Below are 12,224 nucleotides of genomic sequence, written 5' to 3' on the forward strand. Positions count from 1 at the left end.
GTGTCGAGCTCCGCAACAATGTGAGTAATTGTGTGCGGGTTTGCCGGGCCTGCTGCGCTGACGGATAATCAGGGCATATTCATTCGTTCGCGTGGAAGGCGCCCGTCCGACAGTCATGAGCGAAAACAAACCTGAAAACGCCGGCACGACCGGCACTCCGTCGCCGGCCTCGCCCGCCCCATCCGGCGCGCCACACACCGGCGCAGCCCCGGCCGAACCGGCCGCCTCCCTGCCTCCATTGCGTGAAGATGCTACCCAGTCGGCCGCTCAGGATACGAATCCGGCAACCGAGGAAGCGGCCGTGAGGTCATCGACCGACGATCCGATCAGCGCGTCGGCGGTCACGCCCGAAGATCCGAAAACGGCGCGCTTACGCGACGCGGCCGAGGCGCGCAGCGCCGCCGCCGCGTCGACCGCGCAGCAGGAAGCCGCGGTCCACGAACGCGAAGCGCGGCGCGGCGGCTCGCAAGCGGCGAGCGCCACGGCGACGAAGTCCGAAGCGCGCGGACCGGCGAGCCCGGCGTCCGCGAGCGGCGAGCCGCACACAGGCGCGGCAAGCGCTTCAGCCAGCTCGACCAGTCCGGCCAGCTCGTTCGCCGACGACATCGCCGCCGAAGACGAAGTCGCCTCCGAAGAAGCCTCGGCCTCCACCACGCGTCCGGCCGGCGCGCCGCCTCCGGGCTTCGGCGCGGCGCCCGATTTCAGCGCGGCCAATCCACCGCCGCCCAACGCGTTGCCGCCGTCGCCGCCGCCGCGTTATCTGCGCCAGAACGATTCGGCGTGGAGCGTGCTCGGCCGCATCATCGCGGCGCGCGCGCGGCAACTGTTCGATCGCGCCGGGCAGCGCATCACGCAGCGCACGCTGCGCATCGGCGTGTCGGCGCGCATCTTCCATCCGGAGCCGGGCGCGAAAGGACTGCGCGGCAAGACGCTGCAGTATCTCGAGGAATCGATCGCGCACTGGGTGATGTCGCGCGACGTGCTCGTGTTCATGATTCCGACCGTCGGCCATCAGGGCATGCTGCACCCGAGCAACATCCGTTTGCGCGATTACGCGAAGCATCTCGACGGCCTGCTGCTGCAAGGCGGCGCCGACGTCTCGCCGCAGACGTACGCGGAAACGGCGACCAGCCACGAATGGCCCGGTGACCGCGTGCGCGATATGTACGAGCTCGAGCTGCTGCACGAATTCATCGAGTCGGGCAAGCCGGTGCTCGGCGTGTGCCGCGGCTGTCAACTGATCAACGTCGCATTCGGCGGCACCCTCTATCAGGACATCGCGACCGATGTGCCGACCGCGAACGTGCACGTCAACGAGAACTACGATCAGCACCGGCACGGTGTGCATTTTCCGGACGGCTCGACGCTGCTCAACATGTTTCCCGGACGGCGCGATGCGATTGTCAACTCGATTCACCACCAGGCGGTGAAGACGCTCGGCCGCGATCTCAATATCGAGGCGGTGTCGGCGTCGGACGGCATCATCGAGGCGGTGCGCTACCGGCGCGCGCCGTTCGTGATGGGCGTGCAGTGGCATCCGGAGTTTCATCGCGCGGGCGGCCCGGAATTGCTCGATTGCACGCCGCTGCTCGATACGTTCCTGCGGGTCGCGCGGGAGACGCGGTTTTAGGGCCGCGCGTCGCGCGTTTTTTTGGTGGTGTCGCTTTGAGTGCTTCAGCGCAAAGTCACTGCGTGAATTGCTCCGGAATTTCGGTGACGCGACGCTGTGTCATGTAGTTCATCCACTCGGTGTCGCTGCTTGCCTGCCGACTGTTCGACGTGACAGCGCGCGGATGGGTTGCGGCGGATGTCGTGATAGTGGCGTATTCATTGCCATCGAGCCAGGCTTGCGCGAACGGCGCGTCGGTTCGCGCGGTCGATTGCGCAAGTAATGGGAGCGACGTGTCCGGCGTGGCGCGCATGGCCGTTACGTGCCGCACGCGCGTACGTTGCGACGACGGCGACGGAGCCGGTTTGCCGCCGGACACCGGGCCATGAACCGGAGCCGATGGCGGCGTAGAGGTGGACGCAATGGTGGACGCAACATCGGCAGGCCGTAGCGCCGCATGCGCGTGAGACTCCTCGCCAACAGCCGCTTGCCGCGTGCCGGCTTGCCCATCGTGATTACCCGTTCCGATGGCCGCGGGTCTCGGCAGTTCACCGGTCATCTGACGAACCGCCTCGTATCGATCGAGTGCAATCCACGCAAGCACCGCAACTCCACCGACGATGCAGATGCTAGCCGCCATCACATGCCAATAGCGTGAAGCGCGACGTTTCGCTCTGCTGGACGGGCGCAGCTTCAGCGTCACCCGCGTCGGTGCTTGAGCGACCGCCCGCGGCACATCGTTACGCATCGTGCCCGGCACCAGGGTGGGTTTCGCCGCCGCCGCTGTGGAAGGTGCGGCAGCGGATGACGCAACCACAAGCCCGGCATCGAGCGGCATCCATCTACGACGCGACAAAAACTCCCGGTTGCTCAGGCAGCCCGTGTGCAATAGCGCCGCATAGAACGATCTGAGTTCCTTTCGCCAGCTATAGCCGGGCGCGAGCAACGCCCATTCACGACGCAACGGCGCGGGGACGTCTTCGAGCGGACGCAGGCGGGGCAGCGCGTAAGCGCCTTCGATCAGGGTAAGCGGAGTGCTGGACATCGGTTCATTCCGGTGCCCGATGACAGGGCCGCCGGTGAGCAGTCACGGAATAGCAGGAGAGGCAAGGAGAGAGGCGGTTACCCGCAGAAGCCATCGGCAATAAAAAAATGTTGCCTCGAGGCAATCCACTCCGGCAATCGGATCGCTCTGAAAAATGAAAGCATCGTGCAAACGATCGACGCGCGCGATGGCCTCACGACGTCACGGCTTCAACCGGTACACGTACCGCAACGCGGTGATGTCCACACCGCCCATATGATCCGGCTCGGCGCCGACGAATTTCCAGCCGTGCCGCTCATAAAAACCGATTGCCGGCGTGTTGCCCTCGAGCACGTACAGATACAACTGCGCCTCGCCCTGCGCGCGCGCCCAGTCCTCGGCGGCGCGCATCAGCGTCCTGCCGACGCCGATGCCCTGATAGCCCGGCAGCGCATGCAGGTTGTCGAGCAGCACGCCCCAGGCGGACTGCGGCTGACGCTCGACGCACACGAAGCCGGTCGGCTCGCCGTCGAGCTCGGCGATCAGCACGATGCGGCGCTCGCCGCCCGGCGCGTCGAGGCGCGCCTCCCAGTAAGCGGCGCGTTCGCGCGCGACTTCGCCGTCGAGAAAGGCATCGGGCAACAGACCGCGATAGGTGGCCTGCCAACTGGCACTGTGAATCGACGCAATGAGGCCGGCGTCCTCGACGGTCGCGGGGCGCAGCGAGAGAGCAGGGGCGGTTCGCATCGGAATAAAACCAACTGAATGACATCGCGCGGAGAGTCTACCGCGCCACCCGCCGATAGCGGAACGTAAGCCAACTGTATGCGTTTTACGGCAACATCAGCAGTAACATTACGTGGCGCGGGCGCTGCGTGAATCACAACGTTTACCCTGATGTTGCGTGAACGCTGTAAGCATCAGAATGCGGCGCCTCAAGGGGCGCATTTTTTCGTCCGTCCGCGGCATCCGCTTGCGAAACGCGGCGGACCGTTTCAACTGCCCGATCGTCATGCTCCGCCTGCGCGCGGCGCGGCGGCGGGTTCATCCGAGAGTGTCATGTCTACTGCGACCCACGCTACTTCCGTGACGGAAGAATCCAAAGTCAAGACAGTGTTCCGCGTCGTCAGCGGCAACTTTCTTGAGATGTATGACTTCATGGTCTACGGCTACTACGCTTCGGCGATCGCCAAGACCTACTTCCCGAGCGGCAACGCATTCGCGTCGCTGATGCTGTCGCTGTCCGTATTCGGCGCGGGCTTCCTGATGCGGCCGATCGGCGCGATCGTGCTCGGCGCCTACATCGACCACCACGGCCGCCGCAAAGGCCTGATCCTCACGCTGAGCCTGATGGCGCTCGGCACGCTGACGGTCGCGGCGATTCCGGGCTACGCGACCATCGGCCTCGTCGCGCCGGTGCTCGTGCTGCTCGGGCGGCTGCTGCAAGGGTTCTCGGCCGGGGTCGAGCTGGGCGGCGTGTCGGTGTATCTGTCGGAGATCGCCACCCGGGGCAACAAGGGCTTCTACTGTTCGTGGCAGTCGGGCAGCCAGCAGGTCGCGGTGGTGTTCGCCGCGCTGATCGGCGTGATGCTCAACAAGCTCCTGCCCGCCGACCAGATGACCGCGTGGGGCTGGCGCGTGCCGTTCCTGATCGGCTGTCTGATCGTGCCGTTCCTGTTCATCATCCGGCGCTCGCTGCAGGAAACCGAGGAGTTCGCGAAGCGCAAGCATCGCCCGGGCATGGGCGAGATCATGAAGTCGATGCTCGCGAACTATCCGGTCGTGCTGGGTGGGATGGGCATGGTCATCATGACCACCGTGTCGTTCTACATGATCACCGCGTACACGCCGACCTTCGGCAGGGAAGTGCTGAAGCTGTCGGCGATCGACACGCTCGTCGTGACGGTTTGTGTCGGTATCTCGAACCTGATCTGGCTGCCGCTGTCCGGCGCGCTGTCGGATCGCGTCGGCCGCCGTCCGGTGCTGCTCGCGTTCACGATCCTGACGATCGTCACCGCGTATCCGGCGCTGCAATGGCTGGTCGCCGATCCGTCGTTCCTGCGGCTGCTCGCGGTGCAGTTGTGGCTGTCGTTCCTGTACGGCTGCTATAACGGCGCGATGGTGGTGGCGCTGACCGAAGTGATGCCGGTCGAAGTGCGCACCGCCGGCTTCTCGCTCGCATACAGCCTCGCGACGACGATCGGCGGCTTCACGCCGGCCATCGCGACGCTGGTGATCCACGTGACGAGCAACAAGGCGGCGCCGGGTCTGGTCCTCGGCGTGGCGGCGATCTGCGGCCTGCTCGCGACGCTGTTCCTGTATCGCACGCCGGAGTCGCGCAATCAGTATCGGGCGGCCTGACGGGCGCGTTGCTTCGCTTGCCAGCCTGAAGGACAGAACCCCCGCGTTCTCGCGAACGCGGGGGTTCTGCTTTTGCGGCGGCGCAGCGGTTGCCGTGGGACTTGTGCGGACACGGCGGGCACTCGCGCCTAGCCGTGCCGCAGTTCCTTCGCCACCGCCTCGACGACTTCATCCCACGCGCCGGGCCGCGGCTGGCGCACGAGCGTCGCGCCCGGATACCACGGACTGCGCGTATCGCCGTCGAACCAGCGCCAGTCGGCGGCGAACGGCAGCATCAGCCACAGCGGCTTGCGCAGCGCGCCCGCGAGGTGCGCGATCGACGTATCGATCGACACGACCGCGTCGAGCCGTTCGATGATCGCCGCGGTATCCGCGAAGTCGCCGATGCGCGCATCGTAGCGATGGATCGACGCGGCGCGCGGATGCGCGTCGAGCGCCGCGCGCTCGTCGCCGCTGAGATCGGGCTGCAGCACGATCCAGTCGATACCGTCGAGCGCGAACAGCGGATCGAGCGCGGCAAGCGGCATCGAACGCGTTTCGTTGCGCTGGATGCGTCCCGACCACGCGAGCCCGATCTTGCGTTTCGCGTGGCCGCCGAGCGAGCCGCGCCATTTGCGGCCGTAGGCCGGCGGCACGTTCAGATAGGGCGTGCGGGCCGGAATCGTGTCGTAGTGTGTACCGAGCGCGAGCGGCAGGCTCAGCAGCGGAATCTGCAGATCGGCGGCGGGGCGCGGCTGGCCCCGCGCGATCAGCGTCACGCGCCACGCGTGCGCGGCGGGGGCAAGCAACGGCAGTAACGCCGGCTGCACTTCGAGCACGACGCGCGCGGCGCGCTGCGCGGCGAGCGGCACGAAGCGCACGAACTGCAGCGTGTCGCCGAAACCCTGTTCGGCGTGGATCAGCAGCGTGTGCCTGTCGATCGGCTCGCCGTGCCAGCGCGGCAACGTCTGGATCACCGGCTGCGCGAGCGTTTGCAGCCGCCATTCGTATTCGGGCAGGCCGCGCGCGAAATCGCGCATCGCGAGCCATGCGAGCGCGCGGTTCAGATGCGCGGACGCGAGATCGGGACGCAGGCGCAGCGCCTGATCGAACGCGCGCACCGCGGCCGCATGCGCGCCGAGCGCCTGGTGCGCGGTGCCGAGCGCGAGCCACGCGAGCGCGAATTGCGGATCGAGACCGACCGCGCGCTCGAGATACGGCAGCGCCTGCCCGGCACGGCCGAGCGCCACGAGTGCGTTGCCCATTCCGTAGATCGCGGGCGGCAGGTTCGGCTGCAAACGCAGCACCGTCTCGAACGAGGCGACGGCTTCCGCATGGCGGCCGGTTGCGTCGAGCGTATTGGCGAGATTGAAATGCGCGGCGACGAAGCGCGGCTCGGCGGCGAGCGCGGCCCGGAAGCAGGGCAGCGCATCGTCCGGCCGATCGAGCGCGTTCAGCGACATGCCCATGTTGTTCAGCGCGCCCGCGTGACCGGGACGCAGCTCGAGCGCGCGCCGGAACGACGTGATCGCGTCCGTATGACGCCCGAGCGCGTGCAGTGCGTTGCCGAGATTGTTGTGCGACGACGCGTCGTCCGGTTGCAGCCGCACCGATCGTTCGAACGCGTCGGCGGCGTCTTCATGGCGCCCCAGCGACGCGTATGCGTTGCCGAGGTTGTAGTGCGCCATCGGGAAGGTCGGCGCGAGCGTCAGCGCGTTGCGGAACTGCTCGATCGCCGCGTCGATCTGGCCGAGCGCCTTCAGCGCATTGCCGAGGTTCAGTTGCAGCGCGGCGTCTTCGGGGCGCAGGTTCACCGCGCGCCGCACCAGCTCCGCGGCTTCCGCGTGCTGGCCCTGCTGATGGCGCAGCACGCCGAGCAGATGGAGCGCGTCGACGTGGCTGGGATTGTGCTCGAGTGTCGCGCGGTAGCCGCGTTCGGCATCGTCGAGGCGGCCGTCACGATGCGCGGCGAACGCGCGGTCAAATACAGGTTGCATGACGGGGATGGGATTCGGATCAAACTGAGGCCGCATTTTCCCATACTTGCCGGCGGGGTCCGGATTTGGGTGGTCCGTAGGGTGTGCGGCGTGCGGCGCGGGTGCGGCCTTCATGCGCCGCGCGTATCCGGTGACTGCGATTGATGCAGCGCACCGTTCGCCATATGAACGGCGGCGTACACTAGAACGCATTGTTGCATCCGGAGTTCCGCATGGACGCTGCCGCCTACGATGCGTCGCCGGTGCTGATCGTCGGGGCCGGTCCTACCGGGCTAGCCGCAGCGATGAGTCTTGCGCGCGCTCATATCCCCGTGCGTCTGATCGACAAGGCGCCGCAGCCGAACCCGTATTCACGCGCCGTCGGCATTCAGGCGCGCACGCTCGAACTGCTCGAACAGCATCGGCTGATCGAACCGTTTCTCGAACTCGGCCATCGCGCGCGCGTCGCCAATCTGTTCTCGAACGGCATGCGGCTCGCGCGGCTCGATTTCGATCCGCTGCACACGCGCTATCCGTATCTGCTGTTTCTCGATCAGTCGGTGACCGAGTGGCTGCTCACCGAACATCTCGCGACGCTCGGCGTGACGGTCGAGCGCGGCGTCGAACTGACGGTGTTCGCGCAGGGCGCCGCGAGCATTGTGGCGACGCTGCGCCGCGCGGACGGGCATACCGAAACGATGCGGCCGTCGTACCTGATCGCCGCGGACGGCGCGCACAGCGCGATCCGCCACCGGCTCGGGCTGGACTTCGAGGGCAGGACTTTCGCGCAGACCTTCCTGCTCGCCGACCTGCATGCGGAAACCGACTGGCCCGACGACGAGTTCCATATCTTCGCGTCCGGCGAAGGGCTGGTCGCGCTCTTTCCAATGGGCCACGGCCGTCATCGGCTGATCGCCGATCACGCGCTCGAGCCGGCGGATGCCGCCGCGCCGTCGACATCCGTTGCATCCGCGATGCCCGCGGAACCCGATGAGCCGCCGCCGAACCCGACGCCGCCGCCGTCGCTCGAGCAATGCAAGGCGCTGATCGCGCGGCGCGTGCGCGAACGCGTCGACGTATCGGATCTCGCGTGGTCGTCGTACTTTCATGTGAACAGCCGGATGGTGGATCGCCTGCGTGTGGGCCGCGTCTTCCTCGCCGGCGACGCCGCGCACGTACATAGCCCGGCCGGCGCGCAGGGTATGAACACCGGCATCCAGGAGGCGTTGAATCTGGGCTGGAAGCTCGCGCGCGTGATCCGCGGCGCGGCGCCGGACCGGCTGCTCGACACGTATCACCTCGAACGGCATCCGATCGAGCGCGACGTGCTGCGGCAGACCGGCTTCATCACGCAGATGGCCGAGGCCGATCACGGTCCGCTGAAGCTGCTGCGCGAGCGCGTGATGCCGGTGCTGGCCGCGTTCGGTCCGCTGCGCGACGCCGCGCGCGCGACGATCAGCGAGCTGTCGATCCAGTACCGGCGCAGTCCGCTCACGCTCGAACGCGTGCTCGACGGCGGCCCGCGCGCGGGCGAGCGGGCGCCGGATGCACTCGTGCATGTGGTCGACGGGCCGCTCGGACGCGCGCCGGGCGTCGGCTGCATTTTCGATCTGCACGACCCGGCGTTCTTCTCGCTGTTCCTGCTGGTGCCGCCGCTGCCCGTCGACGGCACGCCGCTCGATCCCGCCGCGAAGCATGCGCCGCCGCCGGATCCCGAAGTGGAAAAGCTCGCCGCCGAGATCGAGCGGCTGCTGCCGGGCACGGTGCGAATCTGGCGCATCACCGATACGACCGGCGACGGAGCCCCGGCGCTCGCCGAATCGTATGGACGCACGCGGCCGTCGTTCTATCTGGTGCGGCCGGACGGCTATATCAGCGCGCGCGGGCGCACCGGCTCGGACCTGCATGGTCTGTTGCGGCACTGCGAGGCGTGGTTCGCGGTGGGGGGAGAGATACCGGAGCAGGCGGTGCTGTGACGGGCTCCCGCCTGTCGCGTGGTGCGCGCGGGGCAGGTGAAAGCGGCCGAAGATGCTGGAAGTGGCCTACGCCGTGATCTAAGCCGCCGAAGCATCGGCGGGCATCAACTCCGCGCGATGCCTGACGATCGCCTCGCGCGTGAAGTCCGTCAGCGCGATGTCGTACGCATCCGGCGCTTCGTCGAGCGTCGCGAGCAGCGCGCGTCGCATGCGCGGCTCCCAGAAGCGGCGGATGTGGTCGGCGGTACCGGTCAGCGCTTCCTCGTGGTCCGGCATCGACTCGAAGAAATCGCCGATCCGGTTCGCCATGTCGATCAGATTCCGATTGTCCATGACTCGCCTCACTTGCCCGCGGTTACCGCAGTGACGTTATTAGCCAGTTCGCGCTGCCTCAGCAGATCGAGCTGCTCGCTATTGAAGCGCGAATAGTCCTTCTGCCATTGCGACGGCTGTTCGACCGGCATCACCTGCACCGCGGTCACCTTGTATTCCGGGCAGTTGGTCGCCCAGTCGGAGCTGTCGGTCGTGATCACGTTCGCGCCCGACTCGGGGAAGTGGAATGTCGTGTAGACGACGCCCGGCTGCATCCGCGACGTGACCTTCGCGCGCAGCACGGTCTGCCCCGCGCGCGATTCGATGCCGACCCAGTCGCCGGTTTTGATGCCGCGTTCCTGCGCGTCGTGCGGATGCAGTTCGAGCCGATCCTCGTCATGCCAGCGCGAGTTCTCGGTGCGGCGCGTCTGCGCGCCGACGTTGTACTGCGACAGGATGCGGCCGGTCGTCAGCAGCAGCGGATACTTGCGCGTGACTTTTTCCGGCGACGCAATGAACTTCGTGATCACGAACTTGCCCTTGCCGCGCACGAACGTGTCGACGTGCATCGTCGGCGTGCCGTCGGGGGCCGCTTCGTTGCACGGCCACTGGATGCTGCCGAGTTCGTCGAGCTTGCGATACGACACGCCGTGGAACGTCGGCGTGAGCCGTGCGATTTCATCCATGATTTCGGACGGATGCGTGTAGTCCATCTCGTAGCCGAGCGCGCGCGACAGCAGCAGCGTGACTTCCCAGTCCGCGTAACCGCCGAGCGGCGGCATCACCTTGCGCACGCGCGAGATGCGGCGCTCGGCGTTGGTGAACGTGCCGTCCTTTTCGAGGAACGACGAGCCGGGCAGCAGCACGTGCGCGTACTTCGCGGTTTCGTTGAGGAAGATGTCCTGCACGACGATGCATTCCATCGACGACAGCGCCGCCGCCACATGATGCGTGTTCGGGTCCGACTGCACGATGTCCTCGCCCTGGCAGTAGAGGCCCTTGAAGCTGCCGTGCAGCGCGGCGTCGAACATGTTCGGAATGCGCAGGCCCGGTTCGGGCTGCAGCGTCACGTTCCATGCGTCCTCGAATTGCGAGCGCACGAGCGGGTCGCCGATATGGCGATAGCCCGGCAGTTCGTGCGGGAACGAGCCCATGTCGCACGAGCCCTGCACGTTGTTCTGGCCGCGCAGCGGATTCACGCCGACGCCTTCGCGGCCGATGTTGCCGGTCGCCATCGCGAGGTTCGCGATGCCGATCACCGTCGTCGAGCCTTGTGCGTGTTCGGTGACGCCGAGGCCATAGTAGATCGCGGCATTGCCACCCGTCGCATAGAGGCGCGCGGCTTCGCGCACCTGCTGCGCCGGCACGCCGGTCGCCGCTTCGGTCGCCTCGGGCGCGTTCTCCGGCAGCGCGACGAAAGCGCGCCACTGCTCGAACGCGCGCGTTTCGCAGCGCTCGGCGATGAACGCCTCGTCGAGCAGGCCTTCGGTGACGATCACGTGCGCGAGCGCGTTGACGATCGCGACATTGGTGCCGGGGCGCAATTGCAGATGATGCGACGCCTTCACGTGCGGCGTATCGACGATGTCGATCCGGCGCGGGTCGACGACGATCAGCTTCGCGCCCTCGCGTACGCGGCGCTTCAGACGCGAGCCGAACACCGGGTGGCCGTCGGTCGGATTCGCGCCGATCACCATGATGACGTCGGCCTTGTCGACCGATGCGAACGTCTGCGTGCCCGCCGATTCGCCGATCGTCGTCTTCAGCCCGTAGCCGGTCGGCGAATGGCACACACGCGCGCAGGTGTCGACGTTGTTGTTGCCGAACGCGGCGCGCACGAGCTTCTGCACGAGGTAGGTTTCCTCGTTCGTGCAGCGCGACGACGTGATCCCGCCGATCGAATCGCGGCCGTGCTTCGCCTGGATGCGGCGGAATTCCGCAGCCGCGTAGCTGATCGCTTCGTCCCAACTGACTTCGCGCCACGGGTCGGTGATCTTCGCGCGGATCATCGGCTTTTTGATGCGGTCCTTGTGCGTCGCGTAGCCCCACGCGAAGCGGCCCTTCACGCACGCGTGGCCCTCGTTCGCGTGGCCATTCTTGTGCGGCACCATCCGCACGACCTGGTTGCCCTTCATCTCGGCCTTGAACGAGCAGCCGACGCCGCAATACGCGCAGGTCGTGACGACCGAATGCTCGGGCTGGCCGAGCATCACGACGGTTTTTTCCTGCAAGGTCGCGGTCGGGCAGGCGGCCACGCAGGCGCCGCACGATACGCACTCCGAGTCCATGAACGGCTGGTTGTCGCTGGCGGCGACGCGCGATTCGAAGCCGCGCGCGGTGATCGTCAGCGCGAACGTGCCCTGGGTTTCCTCGCACGCGCGCACGCAGCGGTTGCAGACGATGCACTTCGACGGGTCGTACGTGAAGTACGGATTCGATTCGTCTTTCCGGTCCTGCAGGTGATTCGCGCCGTCGAAGCCGTAGCGCACTTCGCGCAGGCCGGTCACGCCCGCCATGTCCTGCAGTTCGCAGTCGCCGTTGGCGGGGCAGGTGAGGCAGTCGAGCGGGTGATCGGAGATGTACAGCTCCATCACGTTGCGGCGCAGCGACTGCAGACGGTCGGTCTGCGTGCGCACCTTCATGCCGGCTTCGACCGGTGTCGTGCACGAGGCCGGATAGCCGCGCCGGCCTTCGATCTCGACGAGGCACAGACGGCACGAGCCGAACGGTTCGAGCGAATCGGTCGCGCACAGCTTCGGCACGTTGACGCCGGCTTCGATCGCCGCGCGCATCACCGACGTGCCGGCGGGTACCGTCACCGCCTGGCCGTCGATTTCCAGCGTGACGTCGACGTCCGAGTGGCGCGCGGGGGTGCCGTAGTCGGTGTCGTCGGCGAAGGGATGGGCGGCGCGTGCCCGTGCCTGCGACTTGCACGCGCAATTGCCAGAGCCGCAGCCGCCGGAAGAGGAGTTGATCGGATCGGACAT

8 protein-coding genes are annotated in these 12,224 nt (G+C 67.1%); 3 read left to right on the plus strand and 5 right to left on the minus strand.

What is annotated here, in order from left to right:
* Nucleotides 1-115 precede the first annotated feature (115 nt).
* Nucleotides 116-1,630, plus strand: a complete 1,515-nt coding sequence (locus tag QM685_RS33120) for a gamma-glutamyl-gamma-aminobutyrate hydrolase family protein (protein WP_415123470.1) — start codon at nucleotides 116-118, stop codon at nucleotides 1,628-1,630.
* Between the two features lie 55 nt (nucleotides 1,631-1,685).
* On the opposite strand, the gene QM685_RS33125 is transcribed toward QM685_RS33120, so the two are convergent.
* Both QM685_RS33125 and QM685_RS33130 read right to left on the minus strand, forming a co-directional pair.
* Nucleotides 1,686-2,555 (minus strand): hypothetical protein, encoded by an 870-nt coding sequence (locus tag QM685_RS33125; protein WP_415123471.1) that lies wholly within the window; start codon nucleotides 2,553-2,555, stop codon nucleotides 1,686-1,688.
* A 300-nt stretch (nucleotides 2,556-2,855) separates the two neighbouring features.
* Entirely contained in the window at nucleotides 2,856-3,380 is a 525-nt protein-coding gene (locus QM685_RS33130) for a GNAT family N-acetyltransferase (RefSeq protein WP_415123472.1), read from the minus strand.
* 312 nt (nucleotides 3,381-3,692) lie between these two features.
* Between QM685_RS33130 and QM685_RS33135 the strand changes: the two genes are divergently transcribed.
* Nucleotides 3,693-4,994, plus strand: a complete 1,302-nt coding sequence (locus tag QM685_RS33135) for an MFS transporter (RefSeq protein ID WP_415123473.1) — start codon at nucleotides 3,693-3,695, stop codon at nucleotides 4,992-4,994.
* A 128-nt stretch (nucleotides 4,995-5,122) separates the two neighbouring features.
* Here QM685_RS33135 and QM685_RS33140 read toward each other — a convergent pair whose 3' ends face one another.
* Entirely contained in the window at nucleotides 5,123-6,970 is a 1,848-nt protein-coding gene (locus QM685_RS33140; protein ID WP_415123474.1) for a tetratricopeptide repeat protein, read from the minus strand.
* 212 nt (nucleotides 6,971-7,182) lie between these two features.
* On the opposite strand from QM685_RS33140, the gene QM685_RS33145 reads away from it, so the two are divergent.
* Nucleotides 7,183-8,925: an FAD-dependent monooxygenase gene (locus tag QM685_RS33145; protein ID WP_415123475.1), complete on the plus strand. Its 1,743-nt coding sequence runs from the start codon at nucleotides 7,183-7,185 to the stop codon at nucleotides 8,923-8,925.
* A gap of 78 nt (nucleotides 8,926-9,003) precedes the next feature.
* Here the strand turns inward: QM685_RS33145 and QM685_RS33150 are convergent, their stop codons facing one another.
* Nucleotides 9,004-9,258, minus strand: a complete 255-nt coding sequence (locus QM685_RS33150; protein ID WP_415123476.1) for a formate dehydrogenase subunit delta — start codon at nucleotides 9,256-9,258, stop codon at nucleotides 9,004-9,006.
* Between the two features lie 8 nt (nucleotides 9,259-9,266).
* Entirely contained in the window at nucleotides 9,267-12,224 is a 2,958-nt protein-coding gene (fdhF, locus tag QM685_RS33155; protein WP_415123477.1) for a formate dehydrogenase subunit alpha, read from the minus strand.

Source organism: Paraburkholderia sp. (assembly GCF_047605525.1).
Taxonomy (GTDB): Bacteria; Pseudomonadota; Gammaproteobacteria; order Burkholderiales; family Burkholderiaceae; genus Paraburkholderia.

Excerpts from the sequence above, each read along its gene's own strand:
- QM685_RS33120 (WP_415123470.1), top strand. The coding sequence starts at position 116 with ATGAGCGAAAACAAACCTGAAAACGCCGGCACGACCGGCACTCCGTCG.
- QM685_RS33130 (WP_415123472.1), bottom strand. The coding sequence starts at position 3,380 with ATGCGAACCGCCCCTGCTCTCTCGCTGCGCCCCGCGACCGTCGAGGAC.
- QM685_RS33135 (WP_415123473.1), top strand. The coding sequence starts at position 3,693 with ATGTCTACTGCGACCCACGCTACTTCCGTGACGGAAGAATCCAAAGTC.
- QM685_RS33140 (WP_415123474.1), bottom strand. The coding sequence starts at position 6,970 with ATGCAACCTGTATTTGACCGCGCGTTCGCCGCGCATCGTGACGGCCGC.
- QM685_RS33145 (WP_415123475.1), top strand. The coding sequence starts at position 7,183 with ATGGACGCTGCCGCCTACGATGCGTCGCCGGTGCTGATCGTCGGGGCC.
- QM685_RS33150 (WP_415123476.1), bottom strand. The coding sequence starts at position 9,258 with ATGGACAATCGGAATCTGATCGACATGGCGAACCGGATCGGCGATTTC.
- fdhF (WP_415123477.1), bottom strand. The coding sequence starts at position 12,224 with ATGTCCGATCCGATCAACTCCTCTTCCGGCGGCTGCGGCTCTGGCAAT.